Genomic DNA, 22,788 nt, shown 5'->3' on the forward strand with positions numbered 1-22,788 from the left:
CTGTTTATACAGTATTTCAGGTTTTCCAATGGCTTTAACCGCGGCGCTGAAAGCGCAAATAGGCGCCTGGTATAAGGCGCTACAGCAGCAGATCCCCGATTTTATCCCCCGAGCGCCGCAGCGGCAGATGATTGCCGACGTGGCAAAAACGCTCGCCGGGGACGACGGGCGACATCTGGCGATTGAAGCCCCGACCGGCGTCGGGAAAACCCTGTCGTATCTCATTCCCGGCATCGCCATCGCGCGGGAGGAAGACAAAACGCTGGTGGTCAGCACTGCCAACGTGGCCTTGCAGGACCAGATCTTCAGCAAAGATTTGCCCCTGCTGCGCAAAATCATCCCCGACCTGCGGTTTACGGCCGCCTTTGGTCGCGGGCGCTACGTCTGCCCGCGTAACCTGGCAGGGCTTGCCAGCAGCGAGGCGTCGCAACAGGATCTGCTGGCGTTCCTCGACGACGATCTCACGCCAAACAACAAAGCCGAGCAGGAGCTCTGCGCAACGCTGAAAGGCGATCTCGATGGCTATAAATGGGATGGCCTGCGCGATCACACCGATAAAGCCATCAGCGACGATTTGTGGCGCAGGCTCAGCACGGACAAAGCCAGCTGTCTGAACCGCAACTGTCACTATTATCGCGAATGCCCGTTCTTCGTCGCCCGGCGTGAAATTCAGGAAGCCGAAGTGGTGGTGGCTAACCACGCCCTGGTGATGGCGGCGCTGGAGAGTGAAGCGGTGCTGCCGGAGCCGAAAAACCTGCTGCTGGTGCTCGACGAAGGCCACCATCTGCCCGACGTGGCGCGCGACGCGCTGGAGATGAGCGCAGAAATTACCGCCCCCTGGTTCCGCCTGCAGCTGGATCTCTTCTGCAAGCTTGTCGCCACCTGCATGGAGCAGTTCCGGCCGAAAACCACGCCGCCGCTGGCGGTGCCGGAGCGTCTGAGCGACCACTGCGAAGAGGTTTACAGCCTTATCTCGTCGCTGAACAACATCCTGAATCTTTATCTTCCCGCAACCCAGGAGGCGGAACACCGCTTTGCGATGGGCGAACTGCCGGAGGAGGTGATGGAGATTTGCCAGCAGCTGGCGAAGCATCTGGAAAAGCTGCGCGGGCTGGCGGAGATGTTCTTAAACGATCTCAGCGAGAAAACCGGCACCCATGACGTTGTTCGCCTGCACCGCATTCTGCTGCAAATGAACCGTGCGCTCGGCATGTTCGAAGCCCAGAGCAAGCTCTGGCGGCTGGCCTCGATGGCGCAGGCGTCGGGCGCGCCGGTCACCAAATGGGCCACCCGTGAAATGCGCGACGGCCAGGTCCACCTGTTTTTCCACTGCGTGGGCATCCGTGTGGCCGATCAGCTGGAAAAGCTCATCTGGCGCAGCGTGCCGCACGTGGTCGTGACCTCCGCCACGCTGCGCTCCCTGAACAGCTTCTCGCGGCTGCAGGAGATGAGCGGCCTGAAAGAGAAAGCGGGCGATCGTTTTGTCGCGCTGGATTCGCCGTTTAACCACTGCGAGCAGGGGAAGCTGGTGATCCCGCGCATGAAGTATGAGCCGCTTATTGACAACGAAGAGCAGCACATTGCGGAGATGGCGGCCTACTTCCGCGAACAGGTTGAGAGCAGAAAGTACCCCGGCATGCTGGTGCTGTTTGCCAGCGGACGGGCGATGCAGCGTTTTCTGGAACATGTGACCGACCTGCGCCTGCTTCTGCTGGTCCAGGGCGACCAGCCCCGTTACCGGCTGGTGGAAACCCATCGCAAGCGCATCGATAACGGCGAGCGCAGCGTGCTGGTAGGATTGCAGTCCTTCGCGGAAGGTCTGGATTTGAAGGGCGATTACCTGACGCAGGTGCATATTCATAAAATTGCTTTCCCGCCCATCGACAGCCCGGTCGTTATCACCGAGGGCGAGTGGCTGAAGAGCCTCAACCGTTATCCGTTTGAGGTGCAGAGTTTACCTGCGGCGTCGTTTAATCTTATTCAGCAGGTCGGGCGTCTGATCCGTAGCCACGGCTGCTGGGGGGAGGTGGTGATTTATGACAAGCGTCTGCTCACTAAAAATTACGGCCAACGGTTGTTAAACGCGCTGCCGATCTTTCCGATTGAACAGCCAGAGGTCCCCGAGGTAAAAAAACGCCCGGCAACACTGACCGCCGGGCGCAGGAAAAGCATCCGTGCTAAGGGGCGCGGTCCTACTGGTAAGTGAAGGTCACCTGCACCACGCTGCTGAACGTCCCCGCGCTCACCGGCATGGAGGTGGCGTAGTAGCGTGCGGCGAGTGGGAAGGTGGCCGTGTGATCGTTTTGATTAATCACCGCGTTAAAGCTCGCCTGCGGAGCGATGAGAATATTGTCCTGCCGGTCTGCCAGCTCCAGCGCCAGCCCCTTTGCGCTGCCGATATTGGCGAATTTAGTGGGGTGCGTGCTGTCCGCCTGGCCATAGAAGTAGGCGGTGGCAAGCGCGAGGCTTGGCGGGCAGTGGGATACTGACAGGGAAAAGTCTTTCCACTCGCCGGTATCGCCCACGTCTTTAAAATCACCGGATGCCGCCTGACCTAAATCCACCGTCAGGTTCCGGCTGGCGCTGTCGATGATGCAGGTATTGGCGTAAATGTTGCCCGTCATCTGGATCTGAATATCCTCGGCGTGTGCCTGGGCGATCAGCCCCAGCGCCAGAAACGCAATTATCTTCTTCATGTCAGTTACTTATAAGCAAGCGTGATGGTGGCAACGGTGTTGGCCGGACCGGGAGTGACCACGTCGCTGACCTGCTCGTAGCGCACCTCAAACGGTATGGTCAGCGTTTCGTTGGCAATGGCTTCGCTTCGGGTGTTAACGTAGGTATCAAAGGTGGCGATATTGTCGTCGAACAGCATTCGGACACCGACGCCCGTCGCGGCGCCAGTCTGCTGCGTGAGTTTCAGCACCCCTTCGAAGGCCGTTTCATAGCCGTTTGAGCTGGTAATTTTCACTTCAGGCTGTACGGTGCTGTTGCAGTTCACCGTGACGTCAAAGTTTCGTGCCGGGGAAGAGAGCATCCCCACGCTGATAAAATCGCTGACCGGGAAATCCCCCAGATTGACCGTCAGGTTTTTCGGCAGGACGGAGCAGGTGACCTCTTTCAGAATAACGTTGCCAGCATAGGAGATGGTGTTGGGATCGCCCAGCCCTTCGTGGTGATAAACCCCGATCCCAAAACGGGTCTGACTTTGATTCAGCGTGCCTGACGCTACGGTATCGCTGGTTTTGACCAACTCCAGCGTAACGTCGAAATTAAAGGTCTGTTTGCCATCGCTGGAAACATAACCCAACGGCGTTCCTGTGGAAATGCAGTTAACGCCTCCGGCTCCGCTGATGCGCTGCCCCTGATCGTTCATCAGGGCCACACCGATCCCAGGGACTCCGGAATCGTAAACACCTTTCAGGCCTGGAATCTCAGACCCTGTGCCGTAGTAACAAGAGACAATTTCCAGCCCCTTATCTTCCGCATTGTCACAATTACCGGCGATATGGGCGATTTGCTCTGTACCCGGGATCGTTTCGCCAACGGCCAGCGTCGTGGGAACGGAGATAGAGGCCACGTTGATCATTTTCGGCAGGTCTGGCGTAGTACAGGTCGCCTTCGCATGCGGCATAAATAACGCGGCGGTTCCCAGAACCAGTAAGAAAAAGCACTGTTTAATCATTTGCATAATCGTTAGCCTGAACGGTGGATCAGTGACACTGCGCGGCAGCGTTAATGATGCTGGTTTTCTCTTTCTCATCCGTTAGCGCATAGTCAGCGACGCAGTGCTCGTTCGCCCCCTGTCCCCAGGAAACGTAGAGATGCCCTTGCTGCGGCAGACCAGAGAGGTAGGTCTGGCCGTCATTCCCGACAATAAATTCGCTGTCCTTATCCTCGGTGGTGACCGTTGCGCCGAAGGGCAGCGGTTTACCCTTTTGCGTAAGCGTCATCAGGACGCGGTTACCCACGCGGGTGTTAAAGCTGGCGCGCACCACGGCCCCGCGGGTTGGCGTCACGATCTGCGCCGCGTGGGTGACGTCGGCGTTGTCCGGTAGCGTTTCGGTATCCAGCGCGATGGTGTTGTGGCGATACGCGGTAACAAAAGGCACGACGGTGTAGCCGCGGAAGTCGGTCTCGACGCCCGTCTGGTTCGTGATATGGGTTCCGTGCGTGCCCGGCGCTTTCACCAGCGCGATGGTGTCACCGAGCGGCTGGCTCAGGGTTATTCCGTTCGCATGGGCAACCACGCCGCCCTGCAAACCGACGTTCACGGTCTGCTGATATTTATCCTGACTGACGCCTGCGCTCACTTCGCCATAGGTCGCTTTATAATCGGCGTTGATGCTGGTGGAGTTACCGCTGCCGGTGCTGCTCAGCCCTTCCTGGATGTTCCAGTTCAGGTTGTCCTCTTTCAGCGCCGTGCCGTTCAGGCCGATGTTCTGCGTCGTGCCGTCTTTGGTGTTGTTCAGGTTGTAGGTGGCCCAGGTGTTATGCATCCAGCGGTCCAGCGGCACCGAGACGCTCAGCGAGAACTGGTTGTCGTTTGTCACCTCGTTACCGTCTTCATCGCTGTCCTGGGTGTTTTTGTTCATGCTGTAGCTGAGGCTGTAGCTCACCCCGTGCCAGCTATTGTTGTAGCTGACGCTCATCGAGGTCATGTTCTGGCTCTGACTCCAGTACGTCTCTTTCACCATGCTCAGGGTGACGGATCCCTAGCCTTCCGGCAGCGTCTGGTCGATGGTGGCTTCGGTTCGGGCGCGGCGCTGCTGCGGTGCAGACCAGTCGTCGGAGCGGGTATATGACTCCATGGTGTCTTCAAGGGTGTAAAACCCTTTGCTGTTATAGCGATAGCCGGCCAGCGAGAAGTTGGTGCCTGACCGGGCGATGTCTTTGCTATAGCGCACGCGCCACGACTGGCCTTTGCTGGCCTGCTGTTTTTTCAACAGGGCCTTCGCGCGGGTCACGTCAATGGAAAAGGCGCCTAAATCGCCCATGTTTTTCCCGACGCCAGCCGCCTGAGACTGGTAATGGCTGCTCTGCTGCACGCCACCGTAGGCGGTGAAACCGTAGGGTAAACCGTAGATGGCGCTGCCCTGGGCAAACGGGGTCTTCTCGACGTCGTTGTCATAAGAACGGTAGCGTCCGGCAGTCACGCTGTAGCGCAGATTTTTTTCACGCTGCAATACCGGCACGGAGGCAAACGGCACGACGAAATGGCTTTCGCTGCCATCGGTCTCTTTCACGGTGACCTGAAGATCGCCGCTGCTGCCGGTGGGGTAGAGATCGTTAATTTCGAACGCGCCGGGGGCGACCGTGTTCTGATAAATGATGTAACCGTTCTGGCGTACCACCACCTGCGCGTTACTGTGGGCGGTGCCGCGAATAATGGGGGCGTAGCCTTTTTCACTGTCCGGCAGCATGTCGTTATCGGATTTCAGCTCCACGCCGGTGTAGGGTACGCTGTCAAAAACGTCGGAAGGCGAGGAACTCTGGCCGACGGTGAGGTCGCTTTTCATCGCCACAATATCGCGTTGCGCGTAGGTATATACGGAGGTGAATTTTTGGTCCTCCTCGTTACCCGTGGTGCTGCGATTCCAGGTGGAATAGTTGCGAATGCGCCATGCGCCAATGTTCAAACCCGGACGCAGGTTAACGTACTGGCTGCTGTTATCCTGTTCACCCGGCTGGCGCGCATGGCTTTGGCTGGCATTTGCACTGTAGTTAAGCAGGCCCGCGTTAATTCCTTCGTCAAACTCTTTTGGGTCAATGTAGCCGCGAGGCACCTGACCGAGCGCCGACTGGGGAATGCTCAGCAGCAGTTGCTGGTTGCGAACGCGGAAGGTCGCGGATGCCGCAGGGATGGCGTGTAAATCGGCGCACTGGCCTTTGGCTTTCAGCTGCGGATATTTTTGGGTCTTGATCCCGAGGCTTTTTAAATCGTCCACGGTAAAGCAAGGTTGCAGCGTGCTGTTGCCGTGATCGTCTTTCTGCAGCGTAAAGGTGACATCGCGGGTATCAATTTTATTATTATTGATAAACACCGTAACCTGATATTTACCCGGCGCCTGGCCTGGGCCTTTTTCATAGACGGATAAATCGGTTTTTCCCTGCTGGGGATTATCAATATCCAGCAGGGCAGGGTTAAAATAATCATCAGCCATAACCTGATGCGCAAAGATCGCCATCGCCAGGCCAAAAAGAATGACCAGCAATGACGAAAATCGGCAGATGAACGGCTTTTTATGGCTGTACATGATTATTTTATTACCGGGGAAAAGTATTAATGAACGGATTTCGACCAGGTATGGCTGATGCTACCGTAATCAGTAATAATGGAATACGTCACGTTCGAGCCTCTGACATTACCCGGTATGGCAAAATGCGTTTCTGTTTTTGGAACGGCCCAGGTCGCTTTCGTCACTTTCTGACCATTCAGGGTGACCGCCTGGAAATTCATATAAAACGGCGTGGGGTTATTCACCACCAGCTCGTTACCTTCGCGACGCCATTCAAGCTTATCGGCCACGTCTTCTGGTCTGCCTTTTACCGCAGACGGGCGATACAGCAATTTAATACGGGTATTAATCGCAATTTGCAGCGTATTCACGCCTTCCACCTGCTTTGAGGAAGGGATCGCTTTAATATTCAACCAGTACAGGGATTCCCTGTCTTCAGGCAAATTTCCGCCCGTGCGTACCACGCGCAGAACGTTATCTTCTTTGGCATCCAGACGGAAAAGCGGCGGGGTGATGAGGAACGGGGCTTTGGCCAGGTTTTTACCGCCGGAATCAACCCAGGACTGCACCAGATAATCCGTCGCATCTGGATTTGAAAGACCAAGAGATGATTCCTTTTTATCTCCCTGGTAGACCAGACGGGTGCCATTAATAATGACGCCCGCATGTGCAGTGGCGGCTACCAGTAAAAGCGTGCTCAGTAAATAACCGTGGCGCATACAGATTTCTCAATAAATAGATGAGATATTAATGCCCGCAAAAGCATTAATATCTCAGGATTGATAAGATCAGTTATAAATAACGGTGAAGGTCGATACAGAGTTAGCAGGGCCTGCGGTGATCGCAGCGCCGGTTTGGATATAACGGGCACCAAATTCCAGATCGTTAACCGCCGTACCGGAGGTTAATTGATACTGCTGCGATGGCGTATACAGGCTGACAGGCTGCTCTAAGGCATCAACCAGCTGAATTGCCACACCGGTCGCCGCATCGCTATCTGGCGTTAAGGCCAGCGTAGCGTTGTTATTCGCATCTGGCGTACCGCCGAAATTAATGGCTGCGGAGGTGACCGTGTCAGGACAATTCGTTAACTGAATATCAAACTTCGTTAATGTGCTGGTAGAGCCAGCGCCGGTAAATACCGTTTTAGACACTTTTCCCAGCTGAACATTTAATGGATTACTTAATCCATTCACGACCTGACAAGCAGAATCGATAATTTCACCGGTGAAATTGATCTGACCTTCACCGTTTGTTGCCGCAAACGTGGATGCAGAACATCCCACCGCTGCGGCGATGATTAAACCTAAAGCAACCTTGTTCATAACAAATCCTGATATGTTTCTGGTGAGAGCGTTGCCTGGACGTTTTCACCGTTGACCCTTAATGACTTTCCGCTGGTTATTTAAACAAATAATGGTGCATTAAGAATCTTCTGCAGGAATCACAAATAATTGAAATAATGCTTGAGTTTCTTTTTTATCCTTAAAAACAGAACGTTGATGATGTAGAAAAAAACTAACGTCCGAACGTTTAACAGGGCTATATTGTTACCAGAAGGATATTTTCAGGAGAGATGTCGTGGATTATCGCAAAATTATCAAAGAGGTAGGCAGGGGCAAAAACCACGCCCGCGATCTGGACCATGAAACTGCTCGCGCCCTGTATACCCGAATGCTCGATGGCGAGGTACCTGACCTGGAGATGGGCGGCATCCTGATTGCGCTGCGTATCAAAGGCGAAGGCGAAGCGGAGATGCGCGGTTTTTACGAGGCGATGCAGGCGCAAACGCTGCGCCTGACGCCGCCGGTGGCAAAACCGATGCCGATTGTCATCCCGAGCTATAACGGCGCGCGCAAGCAGGCAAACCTCACTCCGCTGCTGGCGATCTTATTGCATAAGCTGGGGTTCCCGGTGGTGGTTCACGGGGTCAGCGAAGATCCCACCCGCGTGTTGACGGAGACCATTTTCGGCATGTTGGGGATTGAGCCAACGCGTCATGCAGGACAGGCGCAGGCGAAGCTGGATGGCCATCAGCCGGTTTACATCCCCGTCGGAGCCCTGTGCCCGCCGCTGGAAAAGCAGCTGGATATGCGCTGGCGGATGGGCGTGCGCAACAGCGCCCACACCCTGGCGAAGCTGGCGACGCCGTTTGCAGAAGATGCCGCATTGCGCCTTTCCAGCGTATCGCACCCGGAATACGTGGGGCGTGTCGGGAAATTTTTTGAGGAGATTGGCGGCAGGGCGCTGCTGATGCACGGTACAGAAGGTGAGGTGTATGCCAATCCACTCCGCTGCCCTCAGCTGATGCTGATCGATTCTGCCGGTACGCGCGCTGTTCTGGCGCGCGGGGAAGAGAATACGGACGTCATTCTCCCTGAAGCGAAAGACCCGCACACCACCGCGCACTGGATTGAACAGTGCCTCGCCGGAAACGTGCCTGTGCCGCAGTCCATTAAGCTGCAGATGGCCTGCTGCCTGCTGGCAACCGGGGAAGTTGATACGGTCGAGGCCGGTCTCAAACGCGTGGACGCGGCGTTTTAGGCAAAAAAAAGCCCGTCCAGTGGCGGACGGGCAAGCAAGGGTAACAAACAACAGGGTCAATGAGGGTTGGAGCAGCTCACCAGAGGGTTTGGCGAGGGGACAGCATTCATTCAGGCGATTATTTGTAGATAACCGCGGTACCGCTCAGCTTGTTATTGCCGTTAGCGGAGGTAATGGTGTATCCGATTGCACCGGCAGCAGCCGCTTTCTCAGCCAGTTTGGCTTCCAGACCGTCCAGGGTGGTCGCGCCATCAGCACTCACCACACCGACTTTGTTCATGTTCTGTGCCTGAGCAGAAGAGACTGGCTCTACGGCGAAAGCGCCGAAAGACAGAGCGGACAGGGCAACAGCAGCTACAGCATATTTGATGGTTTTCATAAGTAATCTCTCGCAGGTGTTTCTGTTAAGGGGACGATGTTCCGTCGATGTGATGAGTATCACGTTTTTTCTTGAGAGATAAAATCGAAGAGAATTGACGTGGTCAATCAAAAAAATTGAATGACAAATAACTTATTGATTACTAATAAATTCAAAGTGGCGCTTTACACTTCTTGTGGATGCGCTTTACAGAACAAAAATGAAGGGCACATTTTGCTACGCGGTTCGCTAAAAATCGTGAGCGTAAAGGTAAGCGCCCCGGCGGTTAACTTAGGAAAAGGAAAGTCAACGTAACTGGCTGTCTTTCGAACCTCTGCGATTATAACCTGAATGTGAAGCATTTTTTGAATCTTTATTCTGCTGACAGGTAATGCATAACCTTACCCCTGGCATGGCTTTTCGCCGCGCCTCCGGGATAGGTTCTCCACACTCTTCGCACTCCTTCAGGCTTTCGCCGCGTGGGATTTCACCGCGAGCGCGCGCAACCGCATCTTCAATCGTACTGTTGATCTGTTCGTTTACGGCGTCATCATTCGCCCAACCGGAAGCCATAGCATCCTCCTGAAATGGTGTCATGCCCTGCTTTTAATGTGGGGTTAAAAAATGAACAATCAAGGCGAGGAAGAGAGCAAACTGCATCTGGCAGGCAGATGCAGTCATGGGGTGGGGCAGATTATTTATAGATGGTCGCTGTGCCGTACATATGGTTATCTCCGCCAGCGGAATTCACCACGAAGCCTTTTGCACCTTCCTGGCGGGCTTTTTCCGCCAGTTTATTCTGCAGATCGTCCAGGTTACTGGCGCGGCTTACGGAGACGGTGCCTGCAGGTTGAAGCTGGCTGGTGTCGGTACTCTGGGTCAGCGACTGAACGGCCATCGCAGAAAATGACGCGGTCGTCAGGGCGGAGGCGATAACAACAAGGGTCAGGTACTTTTTCATAATCACATCCTCATGAGGAAACAACAGGTGATTCCCCTTAAGTTTAGAAGCCTGACGAGTGTGACTTAGCGCAAATATTTGATGATGATCTGCTTATTTTTTGAACGATAAAAATTGACATTACGCTGACAGATCATAGACATAAAGGTGTTTGATTTATGGCGGCTTTTTCAGCGCCGCAGAGAAAGATTTACCGTTAGGCCAGCAAAGGGTATCTTACGCCGCTGTTTAAAGGAGAACGCCATGACTTCCCAAAAGCCGGGATTGCACCCACGAAACCGCCACCGCAGCCGCTACGACATGAATGCGTTATGCCTGAGCTGCCCGCCGTTAAAGGACTACATTGTCCAGACCCCCGCGGGTGAACCTTCGGTCAACTTTGCTGACCCCCAGGCGGTTAAAATGTTGAACAAAGCGCTGCTCGCACACTACTACGGTGTGGCGAACTGGGATATTCCGGAAGGCTTTCTCTGCCCACCCGTTCCGGGCCGCGCGGATTACCTTCATCACCTTGCCGATCTTCTGGCTGAAGACCGTGATGGCATTATTCCTCAGCAGGCGACCGTGCTGGATATCGGCACCGGGGCGAACCTGATTTACCCGCTGATCGGCGCGCATGAGTATCACTGGCGCTTTACCGGAAGCGAAATCGGTGCTGAGGCCTTCGCCAGCGCCCAGGCGATTATCAACGCTAACCCGGGATTAAGCCGCGCCATTCGCCTGCGTCGTCAGAAAGAGGCCGCCTCAATCTTCAACGGCATTATTCATAAAAATGAAACCTATGACGCCACGATGTGCAACCCGCCGTTCCACGATTCGGCGGCAGCAGCCCGCGCGGGCAGCGAGCGCAAGCGCCGCAACCTGGGTCAGGCTGAAGACGCCGCGCTGAACTTCGGCGGTCAGCAGCAGGAGCTGTGGTGTGAAGGCGGCGAGGTGGCCTTTATCCTGCGCATGATTGCGGAAAGCAAACAGTTTGGCCGTCAGGTGAAGTGGTTTACGACGCTGGTTTCCCGCGGAGATAACCTGCCGCCACTTTACCGCGCGCTCACCGAAGCGGGCGCGGTGAAAGTAGTGAAAAAAGAGATGGCGCAGGGCCAGAAGCAAAGCCGCTTTATCGCCTGGTCATTTATGGACGATAACAAACGCCGCAAATAGCGCTGCGTCGCAGGCCGGGTCAGGCGAAGCCGCCACCCGGCAACCCGGCTACAGCGTCGGCTCCTGCGGAGGGAGCGGCGCTGCGGGCGGCGGCAGGACCTGATACGTCTGTACCGGCATCCGCACGTTCGCCAGATCGAAGTGCTTTTTCACCATGCTGTCGAGCGCAAAGCGCACCGTCCACTGCTTCAGCGGCTGGGTGGTGAACGACACGCGTAGGGTAAAGGCCGTGTTCGTCAGCCCGACAATGCCGGCAAATGACGGCTCGCCAATCACCAGTCCGCGAATATCTTCCATCTGCATCAGCTCTTCTACCGCATCGCGCAGCGCCTGCTTCGCTTTATCGGCATCCTCATGACGGTCCACATCGTAGTTCGCCACCACGGAACCAATGCCGCGCACAAAGTTGGCAAAGGTGGTGATCGAGGACCAGGGGATGATGTGGTACGCCCCGGTATCCTGACGCACGCCCACCGAGCGAATCGACATCCGCTCCACCGTGCCGGTCAGCGGCCCGATGGTCACCAGATCGCCCGTGTTCATCCCGTTCTCAAACTGGATAAAGATGCCGGTAATAATATCCTTCACCAGCGTTTGCGACCCGAAGGAGATCGCCAGCCCCAGGGCACCTGCACCGGCCAGCAGCGGGGCGATATTCACCCCGATTTCTGACAGCACAATCATGATGGTGATGGTACTGATGATGACCGCCAGCGCGTTGCGGAACAGCGTCAGCAAGGTGCGGGCCCGCGCGCTGGGCAGGGGCCTGCCGTGAATATCCGACACCAGACGGTTCTCGATGAGGCTCGCCAGCAGCGTCCAGCCGACGGCAGAGAAGAACAAAATCAGCGCGATGCGAATCAGAATGTCGACCGTTTTTTCACCTGCGCCGTTGTGCAGCCAGTTCCAGAAATCAAACAGGCTCCACGCGTTAAGGAGCAGCATGATCGCCACGCAGACGGTGAGAATGCGCGCTACCTTGAGGGATACCGACATCCAGCCGTTCACCCGTTTTTGCAGTTCCGGGTAATTACGCTGTACCTGCGGCGACAGGGTGATGGTTTTCGAGATCCAGCGCGACAGCAGCCCCGAGACAAATGCCGCGATGCCGATAATGGCCAGGCTTTTGAATGTTGCCCCCATCATAAATTTCAGGCTGTTTCCCGGGTCGAACAGCGAGAAGAAGCACAATACGATGAAGTAGGCGCTTGCCAGCCAGTGCCACACCAGGGCGAATGCGCGAATAAACAGGCTGAAGAACGAGAGGGAACGATCGGCCAGATGCAGCAGGCTCTCGGTGATGGTCTTTTTATTGTGGAAGATAAGGTACAGCGACCAGACGGTAATGCAGAGCATGATAATGACGTTTGCCAGCGCGCCAAACTGGACGTTCACCTGGTTGGAGATGATCGGCACGGCAACCAGCAGACCGTAGCCAATCAGCCCGCTGAGCACGCTCAGGCGCAGCGCCCAGTATGTTGCGCTCTCGTCCCTAATGGAGAAGGGACGCAGCGCCGGCACGTGAGGGCAAAAGAGTAACCGCAGCAGCGCCTTGAAGAACTCAATCAGGGCAAAGGCATTCAGGAAAAGCGACTGCTGGAAGGCGATGGTTTTGTTGCCCGCGTTCAGCCTGTCGGCCAGCATCTGGCCTAAGAACAGCGTCAGCGCCAGCAGCAGTAAATCGATGATAAACGCTGAGGCGATCATCAGCGGCAGGTGCAGCCAGCTGCTTTTCTGCTGATTCTTTCTGCGTCCCCATTGCCCCATTTTGCGGTACAGCGGCCACGCGCACAGGCGCACCAGCCAGTAAAAAAGGAAGACTGCACCGGCCAGCATCAGGAACTGCATGGCGGCGGCGGTAAACGTTTGTGGGTTAAACGGCTTATGCGGTGAGCCAATCAGGTTGCGGTAGAGCTGGGCAAAGCGCGAGGAGAGCGCTTCCCCATAGTGGCGGCTCACGTCGGTGACATTTTCCAGCACCGTTTTTTGCTCCTCCTCCTGCGGAGGGGTGAGGGTCGGAACGGTTTCCTGGGGCGGCGTGGCGGCGGCTTTGCGCAACTGCTCGATTAATTCCTTTCGGGAGGTGTCGTTCTCAAGAACGTCGGCAAGCGCGCCGTAAGCCGCTTTCTTCTGTTCAACATCCGGTTCCGGAGAGGGCGTATTTTGCTGGCTGGCGGTTGTTCCGGTGGTCACACCGGGGATCGCGACGGCGAACGATGGCGCACTAAACAGGCTAATCAACAGCAACAGGATCCACGGCACGGCGTCCTCCGGTGAAAATGTCGAACAAAATGATAAGTATAGAAGTCGGGACGCGGAGGGGGATTTTTGGGAACAATCTGGCGTAAAAAAGCCGGGCAGGCCCGGCTTAGCGTAACGCGAGGGATCAGGAGACGTGCTGCAGGAACTCCTGCAAACGCGGGCTCGGCGGATTCGCAATCAACTCCTGCGGGTTACCGTCTTCCGCGATACGGCCTTTATCAATAAAGATCAGGCGGGACGCCACTTTCTCCGCGAAGCCGATTTCGTGGGTCACGATAACCATCGTCATCCCTTCTTCCGCCAGATCCTGCATGACCTTCAGCACCTCGTGACGCAGCTCCGGGTCGAGTGCGGACGTAGGCTCATCAAACAGCATCAGCTTCGGTTTGACCGCCAGCGCACGGGCAATCGCCACGCGCTGCTGTTGACCACCGGACAGCTCGGAAGGGTAATGATGGGCGCGTTCTGCGAGGCCGACTTTCGCCAGCAGATCTTTCGCCAGCGCTTCTGCCGCCGCTTTGTTGGCACCGCGCACGCGCAGCGGGCCAAACATCACGTTCTCCAGCGCCGTCAGGTGCGGGAACAGGTAGAACTGCTGGAACACCATGCCCGCTTCCTGACGAATCAGACGGTCATCCACTTTCGGGTCATTCACCTTCAGACCGTCGACAATCAGATCGCCGCTGGTGATCTCTTCCAGCTTGTTGATGCAGCGCAGCAGGGTCGACTTACCGGAGCCGGATGGCCCGATAATCACCACCACTTCACCCTGTTTGATGTTCAGATCGATATTGTGCAGCACCTGGGTTGGGCCAAAATGCTTGGAAACGTTTTTAAATTCAATCACAGGATTTTCATCCTTCTTTCAAGACGACGCAGAACGAAGCTCAGAACCAGAGTAATGATCAGGTAGACAACGGCCACCGCACTCCAGATTTCCAGCGCGCGGAAGTTGCCAGCAATGATCTCCTGCCCCTGACGGGTCAGTTCGGCCACGCCGATAACAATGAACAGCGACGTATCTTTAATGCTGATGATCCACTGGTTACCCAGCGGTGGCAGCATGCGACGCAGCGCCAGCGGCAGAATAACGTGGCGGATCGTTTCGCGACGTGAAAGGCCTAATGCCAGACCGGCTTCACTGAACCCTTTATGAATCGACAGCACCGCACCGCGGGTAATTTCCGCAATGTAGGCGCCCGAGTTGATCATAATGGTGACGACGGCGGCGCTGAACGGGTCGATGCGCAGGTCGGTGAATGCCATAGGCAGGGCGAAGTAGATGAACATGACCTGCACGACAATGGGGGTGCCGCGGATCACTTCGATGAAAACCAGTGCGATGTGGTTTGCAATCCAGCCACCGTAGGTGCGGGCGAAACCGGCGACAAGACCGATAATCAACCCGCCAACCAGACCCAGGACCGAAATCCACAGGGTCATTTTAGCGCCTTCAAGCAAGAGTGGAATGGCAGGCCAGATGGCGCTCCAGTCAAACTGCATGATGTATTCCTGTATACCGTGGTGAAAAACGAAAAATGTAGGCCCGGTAAGCGGCAGCGCCACCGGGCGTTACAAACCTGAATTCAGGTGAAATTATTTAGGCTCGGTACCGAACCATTTTTTGTAGATTTCGTTATAGGTGCCGTTCTCTTTCAGCGTTTTCAGCGCGCCGTTAACTTTCGTGCGCAGGTCGTCGCTGCCTTTCGGGAAGGCGATACCGTACTGCTGAGCTTCCAGAGATTCGCCCACAGATTTGAACTTGCCGTTGCCCGCGGTTTTGATGAAGTACAGGATGTTTGGCGTGTCGTGCAGCACTGCGTCAGCGCGGCCGGTACCCAGCTCCATGTACGCATTGTCGATGTTCGGGAACTGGCGCAGGTCTTTGGTTTTGATATTCGCTTTCGCGTAATCAACTGACCCGGTGCCGCTCTTCACTGCCACCACTTTGCCGTCGAGATCTTTCACGCTTTTTACGTCGTTATTATCGGCTTTGACCATCACCAGCAGGCCGCTTTTGTAGTAGCCGTCAGAGAAGTCGATCGCTTTTTTACGCTCGTCGGTAATGGTGATACCCGCCAGCGCCAGATCAACGTTCTTGGTTTGCAGCGCCGGGATGATGCCGCTGAAGTCCATCGGCTTCAGGGTGTAATCCAGCTTGAGTTCTTTTGCGACTGCGGCCCACAGATCCACATCAAAACCAACGTATTTATCACCCTGTTTGAATTCAAACGGAACGAACGCCGTGTCGGTCGCCACAACCAGTTTGTCGGCAGCCTGAGAGGACACCGCAAAAGCCAGGGTAAGTGCAGCCAGTGAAACTTTTAATACAGACTTCATAGCATTTCCTTTTATATCCACGGGGCGATCCCCTGCGAGAACAGGTGGCACAATGAAAAAATCGTGCCAACTTTACAAGCTGTTGTTTTGCAAAGGGGATGATGTCATGCATTGCACAATAAATGGGGCAATGAGGTTTTATTGCACCAAAGTGGAGCACTGTTTTGGTGCGCCTCGTTTGGCTCAACTGACGGGGAGATATTTAGCGTAAATTCTGACGAAAAAACAATCTTCCGTTAACGGTTGTGTGAGGTGATTATTACAATTTCTTCACTTTTGCACGTTCTCAGGCAAAAAACGTGCACCATAGATGTGCAAAACCCTCACCGGAAGGCGAGGGTTTGATAGAAAATTCGTATGAATTATTCGATGTTAGATTCGATGAACCACAGGAACTGATCCAGATCGCGGGACGCGGCGGTGAAGATATCTGCGGTATCTTCATCTTTCGCTTCGCTAATCGCTTTGCGCACATCGTTCGCCACAATCGCGTAGCGGTCCGCCAGCTCTTTCAGGTGATCCTGAACGGTATGGATATCCAGCGGATAGCTTTTCAGCGGGGTTTTGCTGTTGATCACCTGTGTGGTACCCAGCGCCACGCCGCCTAACTGAACGGCACGTTCAGCCATCGTATCGAGGTGGGTAACCAGTGCTGTGCGGAAGCCATCCAGCATTTCATGAACGGCAATAAAGTTTGCACCGCGCATATTCCAGTGGGCCTGTTTGGTGATCAGCGAAAGATCGATGAACTGGATCACCTGGCGATTCAGCAACTCAATGGTCGCTTTTTTGTCGCTGTCCGATACATCGTTACGGGTATAAAGCAGATTAGACGCTTTCGTTTTCACCAGTTTAGCGGTACTCATAATCTCATATCCTCTTGATGTTTATGTCCCAGGTAATTACGGAACTAAGTATAGCACCGGATTTTTTCTCTGCGGTTTGGCTGTGCCTATCGGTTTAATAGCGAGAAGGAGGTTGAGAAATTAATGTATTGAAAATATTGAATAATTTTTAAATTGATACAGATCAATCTTAATTGCTGAATGAGGAAGTCAGCGCAGAGGGATATTTAGCTGGCAGGAATCAGAGTGTAAGAAATTATAACGACTGTCTTTTTGGCCTTTATTCTGCATGGCGTGGAAGCCATGCAGAATATATGGCCTTAGTTGATATCCACTTTCTCAACTTTAGGTTCGGGGCGCATGGTGAGCGTCGATCCCATTGATGCCGCGATAATCGAGCAGAGCGCCAGCGTCTGGGTCAATGTCAGGGTTTCACCGAGAAACACCATCCCGGAAATGGCTGCAAGCGCAGGCTCCATGCTCATCAGGGTGCCAAATATGCGCGTCGGCAGACGCGTAAGGGCAATCATCTCCAGAGAGTAGGGGAGTGCGGTAGAGAGAATCGCAACCGCCAGCCCGATGGGCATGACGGACCATTGCCAGATCGATTCTGTCGCCTGCGCCATGCCGATGGGCACAAACACGATGGCCGCAATCAGGGAACCCAGCGCCACCGTTGCCGGTCCGTGCTCTTCCCCTGCGCGCTGGCCGGTGAGGATATAGACAGCCCAGCAGGCACCTGCGCCCAGCGCCAGCGCTGCGCCCGTCAGGTCAATCTCAGAAACACTCTGGCCCAGCGGCAGCAGGAACCATAAGCCCAGTACGGCCAACACAACCCAGATAAAATCGACCGGACGTCGGGAGGAGAACAGCGCCACCGCCAGCGGGCCGGTAAACTCCAGCGCGACGGCAATACCCAGCGGTATCGTCTGGATGGAGAGGTAGAACAGGTAGTTCATCGCCCCCAGGGAGAGTCCATAAAACAGCAGCGGTAAACGCTGCTCCTTTTTAAAGCGCAGTCGCCACGGTTTAAAAATGACCACCAGTATCGCCGTGCCCAGAACAATACGCAGGGCGGTCACCCCGGGCGCGCCAACCAGTGGAAAAAGCGATTTTGCCAGCGAGGCGCCGCTTTGAATGGACAACATGGCAATGAGTATGACTGCAACCGGCAACCAGACCGACGACGTGCGGGATAACCCAGGCATCCTTTCTCCTGTCAGCTTATGTCAAATGAGGTAAAGGTTGCAGTGTAAAGGAAATATGCGGCGACGGTTGAGGCGCTGTTGAAAAAAAAGCAGGTGAAATCCGTAAAATGGATAAGCGCTGGTGGATTTATCGCCTGTCAGATTAGGAATAATCTGGATGAATGTAACGGCGCAGACGCGCACTATGCGCATTTAGTAGTGAAAATTGCATGTGATTTGAAAGAGATAGCTTACGCTGGAAACGTTCTGTTACAGGAAAGGTTTCATTAGACATCACGAATCACAAAGAGTTTCGCAAATTTTTTTGATATATTTAAAACTTACGGACTTACTTGGATCACATTTGAGGTGGTTATGAAAAAAATTGCATGTCTTTCAGCACTGGCCGCTGTACTGGCTGTTTCCGCAGGTACCGCTGTAGCTGCTACTTCTACTGTTACTGGTGGTTACGCTCAGAGCGACTATCAGGGCGTGATGAACAAAGCTAACGGTTTCAACCTGAAGTATCGTTACGAGCAGGATAACAACCCACTGGGCGTGATCGGTTCTTTCACCTACACCGAGAAAGATCGTTCTGAAAACGGCGCATACAACAAAGGCCAGTACTACGGTATCACTGCTGGTCCAGCTTACCGTCTGAACGACTGGGCAAGCATCTACGGTGTTGTAGGTGTTGGCTACGGTAAATTCCAGCAGACCGAAAACGAAGGTCTGAACCGCACTGCAAGCAACAGCGACTACGGCTTCTCCTATGGCGCAGGCCTGCAGTTCAACCCAATCCAGGACGTTGCTCTGGACTTCTCCTATGAGCAGAGCCGTATCCGCAACGTTGACGTTGGCACCTGGATCGCGGGCGTAGGTTACCGCTTCTAATCACTTCGGTGATTAAATAAAAAATCCGCCCACTGTGGCGGATTTTTTTTGTCGAAGATAAAAGCAAAACGGCAACCTGAGGTTGCCGTTTTGAGTGTTGGTTCCCTCTCCCCGTGGGAGAGGGCATCGGTCCGCACGAGACGGCAATTACTTATTCTTAATATCAAAAATATCCGTACCCAGATGGTTGTAGTCAACTTTCTGTAACTTGAAGTTGGTAACGTATACTGGGGGAGCTTTCTTGTTAGAGACAAACGGATAAACATTTTTTATCTGCCCGGCGGTAATCCCCGTCCACTGCGAGAAAAACTGCAGGAAATCATTTGCTGAACGGCGTGCTTTAATGACGCGATGCGTTTTATCGTCACTCGACAGCACCATAAACGGCACCTGGAAGTTCTGCTGGAACTTGTCATCGTGCGCCAGATACTGCACCTCTTTACCGCGCTCTTTAAACGCCAGCCCGTGATCCGAGAAATAGACCATGGAGAAGCTGTCGCCCGTATTGCGCAGCTGATCGTACAGCTTGCTCAGCAGGTCGTCGGTTTGCGTCATGGTGTAGAGATAGCAGGAGGTCTCTTTGGACTGCACAAACTCCGCGTACTTTCCGCCTGTCCGATCGCAGGCCTGTGGGTGCGACCCCATGAGGTGCAGGACGATCAGCTGCGGCTGGGTGCGCGGGGTGGCGAAGACCTGCGCCGTCATTTTCAGCAGCGCTTCGTCTTTAGTGTTTTTGTCAGCTTCAAAGTCGCCATTTTTCAGGAACTGCACTTCGTCAGCCCGTTTGGCGATGCTGGCAATCGCCGTATCGTATTCGCCAATTTGCCCCTGATTAGAGAACCACCACGTCTGAAAACCCGCGCGGTTTGCCAGGGTGACGAAATTATCCTGATACTGCGGTTTGCCATCCACCACCCGGTTAAGGGTCAGACCGAGTGATTTCTGCGTCGAGCCGCTGGCCGCGACATAATCGGTAAACAGGGTGCCTTTGACCGAACTCGCAAACGGGGTGTTATCCCAGTGGCCGCCAAACGCGCCCATTGCATCGCGACGCGCGCTTTCGCCAATCACCACCACATAGGTGTGATATTTCGGCTTCACGGCCAGCACGTTCCAGGTGTCTTTCATATTGGAAAGCTCAGCCATGCGGGCCTGTTCGTCGAGAACCTCTTTATTATTGACAACGACGTCTTTCACGAAGCGGAAAACCGGATAGCCGATGTTAATAAGTCTTAGCTTACCGTCCCAGGGAATGTTCTGGATGGGGGCGACAAACGCCACGGCAACGCTGAACACCAGACAGAGTATGTCGATCTTACCCCAGGATTTTTTCTCGCCCGGCTGACGACGGATGGCGATAACGCCCAATGCGAAGATAAAGAGCCCGACCACGTAGCTGTACCACGGGAAGATCGTCAGGATCTCCGTCGACTCTTCCATATTGGTCGAGTGCAGCGCCAGCAGGGTATTAAAGTTTGGCGAGCCGTACGCCTGACCAAACGGGAAATAGAGTGCAGCAACCAGTGAACAGATGCCGATTAACGCTTTTTGCGCGCGCGGGGCGGCGCGCCATAGCACATGCAGAATGCAGGTGAAGGCCACCGCGTAGAGCAGACTAAAGGGATAACCCAGCGCAAAGTTAATCAGTAATGACTGCAAAAAGTAAAAACCCGTCCACGGGCTTAAGGCCCGGCTGCGGGTCACAACGGTATCTATCAGGGTTACATTCATAGGTCACTATCATGGATGAAAACGCCATGTGCTCACCCTGGCGTCAAGGGTCATAACCTGCCTGACAGTGCGTGGAGAGGGAATGAGGGTCCGCTTCAGCGAGCCGCAAATTGTGCAGGGCTGCAAGAAGATAGTGCGAGCGCTAAATAATATCAACAGTTGCTAAGCAGATGTTTTGCGAAGGGGATTGCAAATCCGTAAAAAAGATCGGGAATAAGGCGGCTGGAAGCCAGTTTAGAGCGAGATTGTGACGGGAAAATGAAGCGGCGTACCGCAACGCCGCTTAGTGGGAAGGTTTGTCATCCTGATGCGGTTTACCGTTAAACATGTCGCACAGCATGTTCAGCAGCATTAAGCGCACTTTAAAGGGGGAGTGGGTAAACACGGTCATGCACCTCTTGAATTCGTTCATAAGACCTCCTGATTTTTGATCCCTTCGATCCGTGAAGGGTGACTGCATTACATACAGATATAGCACAGGCTATATTGTATAGCTATGGCTATTTCGTTAATTTTTTGTGCTTGTGGAGGGATGGTTTACAATGTGCGCTCTCGATACCGGGCGCTGGAAGCGTCACCCCACTGAGGAAGTACAATGAACCGTCGCGCAGGTAAGCCAACCATTAAAAAAACGACGCAACTGGTGAATGTTGAAGAGCATGTCGAAGGTTTTCGCCAGGTCCGAGAAGCGCACCGGCGTGAACTGATTGATGATTATGTTGAACTCATTTCCGATCTGATTCGTGAGGTCGGGGAAGCGCGTCAGGTCGATATGGCCGCCAGGCTGGGGGTATCGCAGCCAACTGTCGCAAAAATGTTAAAACGTCTCGCCTCCGTGGGCCTAATTGAAATGATCCCCTGGCGCGGGGTCTTTCTGACGCCGGAAGGGGAGAAACTCGCGCAGGAGAGCCGCGAGCGCCACCAGCTTGTCGAGAATTTTTTACTGGTGCTGGGCGTCAGCCCGGAGATTGCCCGCCGGGATGCGGAAGGCATGGAACACCACGTCAGCGAAGAGACGCTGGTGAAGTTTCGCGAATTTACCCTTAAATATGGTCCCTCCGCTGAATGAAAATCCCTGGACTGCAGGCCCTGGCACGCGATCGTTTCTTCCATCTCTTATTACTCATTGGCGCAGGGTTAAGCCTCTTTGTGCCGTTTGCGCCGCAGGCCTGGCCCGCTGCCATTGACTGGCGCACCATCATTACCCTGAGCGGCCTGATGATGCTCACCAAAGGGGTTGAGCTGAGCGGCTATTTTGACGTTCTGGGCCGTAAAATGGTGCGCCGCTTTGCCACCGAGCGCAGGTTGTCCCTGTTTATGGTGTTCTCCGCCGCGGTGCTGTCGACGTTTCTGACCAACGACGTGGCGCTGTTTATCATCGTGCCCCTCACCCTCACGCTGCGTAAGCTTTGCGAGATCCCGGTAAGCCGGCTGATCATCTTCGAAGCGCTCGCCGTTAATGCCGGTTCTCTGTTTACGCCCATCGGTAACCCGCAAAATATCCTCCTCTGGGGCCGTTCCGGGCTGTCGTTCGCCGCTTTTACCTGGCAGATGGCGCCGCTGGCGCTGGTGATGATGCTGTCGCTGCTGGCGGTCTGCTGGTTTGCCTTTCCGGATAAAAAACTGCAGTACCACAGCGGCACCACGGGCCCGCAGTGGCAGCCGCGTCTGGTCTGGAGCTGCCTCGGGTTATACATCGTCTTTCTGTTCGCGCTGGAGCTGAAGTATGAGGTGGCGGGCGTGTTGCTTGTCGCCGCGGGCTTTGTCGTCCTCGCGCGACGCGTGCTGGTCAGCGTGGACTGGACGCTGCTGCTGGTCTTTATGGTGATGTTTATTGATGTGCATCTGCTTATTCAGCTTCCGGTGCTGCAAAACGTGCTCCACAGCGTCAGCACGCTGTCTCAGCCGGGACTGTGGCTGACGGCGATTGGCCTGTCGCAGTTTATCAGCAACGTGCCTTCCACCATTCTGCTGCTCAACTATGTTCCGCCGGACACGCTGCTGGCCTGGGCGGTGAATATCGGCGGGTTTGGGCTGCTGCCCGGCTCGCTGGCCAACCTGATTGCCCTGCGCATGGCCAACGATCGCCGCATCTGGTGGCGCTTCCATCTCTGGTCAATCCCGATGCTGGTTTGGGCCGCGGCGATCGGTTTCGGAATATTCCTTCTCATATAGTGCGCAATTTGTCAGTTTTTCCTGGCAAACGTATAGCAACGTCCTAGCTTTAGTGAACGGCATAGTGTGATGCCGCTCACTGACAGGACCGTTGCTG

General features: G+C 54.7%; 21 protein-coding genes and 1 pseudogene. 6 read left to right on the forward strand and 16 right to left on the reverse strand.

Translation table 11 applies throughout. The features are described from left to right. The first annotated feature begins 28 nt into the window (after positions 1 to 28). Positions 29 to 2,206 carry an ATP-dependent DNA helicase DinG gene (gene dinG, locus B498_RS12100; protein ID WP_008501156.1) on the forward strand — a complete coding sequence of 726 codons (2,178 nt, stop codon included), beginning with the start codon at positions 29 to 31 and terminating at the stop codon, positions 2,204 to 2,206. Here dinG and B498_RS12095 read toward each other — a convergent pair. From B498_RS12095 to B498_RS12080, 5 genes and pseudogenes are all read right to left on the reverse strand, one after another. Further along, positions 2,193 to 2,696 carry a fimbrial protein gene (locus B498_RS12095; RefSeq protein WP_008501157.1) on the reverse strand — a complete coding sequence of 168 codons (504 nt, stop codon included), beginning with the start codon at positions 2,694 to 2,696 and terminating at the stop codon, positions 2,193 to 2,195. The two genes, dinG and B498_RS12095, sit on opposite strands and share 14 nt — an antisense overlap. 5 nt (positions 2,697 to 2,701) lie before the next feature. Next, positions 2,702 to 3,691, reverse strand: a complete 990-nt coding sequence (locus tag B498_RS12090) for a fimbrial protein (RefSeq protein ID WP_008501158.1) — start codon at positions 3,689 to 3,691, stop codon at positions 2,702 to 2,704. Between the two features lie 22 nt (positions 3,692 to 3,713). Then, a pseudogene (locus tag B498_RS0121425) lies at positions 3,714 to 6,257 on the reverse strand (fimbria/pilus outer membrane usher protein). A gap of 26 nt (positions 6,258 to 6,283) precedes the next feature. Then, complete coding sequence (locus B498_RS12085; RefSeq protein ID WP_008501161.1) at positions 6,284 to 6,958, reverse strand: molecular chaperone; 675 nt, start codon at positions 6,956 to 6,958, stop codon at positions 6,284 to 6,286. Between the two features lie 69 nt (positions 6,959 to 7,027). Then, a complete protein-coding gene (locus B498_RS12080) occupies positions 7,028 to 7,564 on the reverse strand; it encodes a fimbrial protein (protein WP_008501162.1) in 537 nt (178 codons plus the stop codon). A gap of 256 nt (positions 7,565 to 7,820) precedes the next feature. Between B498_RS12080 and ybiB the strand changes: the two genes are divergently transcribed. Then, positions 7,821 to 8,783 carry a DNA-binding protein YbiB gene (ybiB, locus tag B498_RS12075; RefSeq protein WP_008501163.1) on the forward strand — a complete coding sequence of 321 codons (963 nt, stop codon included), beginning with the start codon at positions 7,821 to 7,823 and terminating at the stop codon, positions 8,781 to 8,783. Positions 8,784 to 8,901: 118 nt separating this feature from the next. Here ybiB and ybiJ read toward each other — a convergent pair whose 3' ends face one another. The 3 genes from ybiJ to mcbA all read right to left on the reverse strand — a co-directional run bounded on the left by ybiJ (position 8,902) and on the right by mcbA (position 10,102). Beyond that, the gene (gene ybiJ / locus B498_RS12070; RefSeq protein WP_008501164.1) at positions 8,902 to 9,162 is read right to left on the reverse strand and encodes a DUF1471 family protein YbiJ; all 261 of its coding nucleotides are present in this window, start codon (positions 9,160 to 9,162) and stop codon (positions 8,902 to 8,904) included. A 285-nt stretch (positions 9,163 to 9,447) separates the two neighbouring features. Continuing rightward, positions 9,448 to 9,714 (reverse strand): DksA/TraR family C4-type zinc finger protein, encoded by a 267-nt coding sequence (locus B498_RS12065; RefSeq protein WP_008501165.1) that lies wholly within the window; start codon positions 9,712 to 9,714, stop codon positions 9,448 to 9,450. A 121-nt stretch (positions 9,715 to 9,835) separates the two neighbouring features. Continuing rightward, positions 9,836 to 10,102, reverse strand: coding sequence for a DUF1471 family periplasmic protein McbA (gene mcbA, locus B498_RS12060; RefSeq protein ID WP_008501166.1), 267 nt, complete (start codon positions 10,100 to 10,102; stop codon positions 9,836 to 9,838). 243 nt (positions 10,103 to 10,345) lie between these two features. Between mcbA and rlmF the strand changes: the two genes are divergently transcribed. Next, positions 10,346 to 11,257, forward strand: coding sequence for a 23S rRNA (adenine(1618)-N(6))-methyltransferase RlmF (gene rlmF, locus B498_RS12055; RefSeq protein ID WP_008501167.1), 912 nt, complete (start codon positions 10,346 to 10,348; stop codon positions 11,255 to 11,257). 48 nt (positions 11,258 to 11,305) lie between these two features. Here the strand turns inward: rlmF and ybiO are convergent, their stop codons facing one another. The 6 genes from ybiO to rhtA form a co-directional block, all read right to left on the reverse strand. Beyond that, positions 11,306 to 13,519, reverse strand: coding sequence for a mechanosensitive channel protein (gene ybiO, locus B498_RS12050; protein ID WP_008501168.1), 2,214 nt, complete (start codon positions 13,517 to 13,519; stop codon positions 11,306 to 11,308). 124 nt (positions 13,520 to 13,643) lie between these two features. Further along, the gene (gene glnQ / locus B498_RS12045; protein WP_008501169.1) at positions 13,644 to 14,366 is read right to left on the reverse strand and encodes a glutamine ABC transporter ATP-binding protein GlnQ; all 723 of its coding nucleotides are present in this window, start codon (positions 14,364 to 14,366) and stop codon (positions 13,644 to 13,646) included. Beyond that, the gene (gene glnP / locus B498_RS12040; protein ID WP_003858462.1) at positions 14,363 to 15,022 is read right to left on the reverse strand and encodes a glutamine ABC transporter permease GlnP; all 660 of its coding nucleotides are present in this window, start codon (positions 15,020 to 15,022) and stop codon (positions 14,363 to 14,365) included. Before glnP ends, glnQ begins: the two co-directional genes overlap by 4 nt. 93 nt (positions 15,023 to 15,115) lie before the next feature. Continuing rightward, positions 15,116 to 15,859, reverse strand: a complete 744-nt coding sequence (gene glnH, locus B498_RS12035; RefSeq protein ID WP_008501170.1) for a glutamine ABC transporter substrate-binding protein GlnH — start codon at positions 15,857 to 15,859, stop codon at positions 15,116 to 15,118. 362 nt (positions 15,860 to 16,221) lie between these two features. After that, positions 16,222 to 16,725: a DNA starvation/stationary phase protection protein Dps gene (gene dps, locus B498_RS12030; RefSeq protein ID WP_008501171.1), complete on the reverse strand. Its 504-nt coding sequence runs from the start codon at positions 16,723 to 16,725 to the stop codon at positions 16,222 to 16,224. A gap of 299 nt (positions 16,726 to 17,024) precedes the next feature. After that, complete coding sequence (rhtA, locus tag B498_RS12025) at positions 17,025 to 17,912, reverse strand: threonine/homoserine exporter RhtA (RefSeq protein WP_008501172.1); 888 nt, start codon at positions 17,910 to 17,912, stop codon at positions 17,025 to 17,027. 354 nt (positions 17,913 to 18,266) lie between these two features. Between rhtA and ompX the strand changes: the two genes are divergently transcribed. Continuing rightward, positions 18,267 to 18,785, forward strand: coding sequence for an outer membrane protein OmpX (gene ompX / locus B498_RS12020; RefSeq protein WP_008501173.1), 519 nt, complete (start codon positions 18,267 to 18,269; stop codon positions 18,783 to 18,785). Between the two features lie 147 nt (positions 18,786 to 18,932). Here ompX and B498_RS12015 read toward each other — a convergent pair whose 3' ends face one another. Continuing rightward, entirely contained in the window at positions 18,933 to 20,516 is a 1,584-nt protein-coding gene (locus B498_RS12015) for a phosphoethanolamine transferase (protein ID WP_008501174.1), read from the reverse strand. A 283-nt stretch (positions 20,517 to 20,799) separates the two neighbouring features. Then, positions 20,800 to 20,928, reverse strand: a complete 129-nt coding sequence (gene mntS / locus B498_RS12010; RefSeq protein ID WP_008501175.1) for a manganase accumulation protein MntS — start codon at positions 20,926 to 20,928, stop codon at positions 20,800 to 20,802. 183 nt (positions 20,929 to 21,111) lie between these two features. Here mntS and mntR point away from each other — a divergent pair, with 183 nt between their 5' ends. Continuing rightward, positions 21,112 to 21,585, forward strand: a complete 474-nt coding sequence (gene mntR, locus B498_RS12005) for a manganese-binding transcriptional regulator MntR (RefSeq protein ID WP_008501176.1) — start codon at positions 21,112 to 21,114, stop codon at positions 21,583 to 21,585. Then, the gene (locus B498_RS12000; protein ID WP_008501177.1) at positions 21,582 to 22,691 is read left to right on the forward strand and encodes an anion transporter; all 1,110 of its coding nucleotides are present in this window, start codon (positions 21,582 to 21,584) and stop codon (positions 22,689 to 22,691) included. Before mntR ends, B498_RS12000 begins: the two co-directional genes overlap by 4 nt. Positions 22,692 to 22,788 lie beyond the last annotated feature (97 nt).

Source organism: Enterobacter sp. SST3, from assembly GCF_000286655.1.
GTDB lineage: Bacteria > Pseudomonadota > Gammaproteobacteria > Enterobacterales > Enterobacteriaceae > Enterobacter > Enterobacter roggenkampii.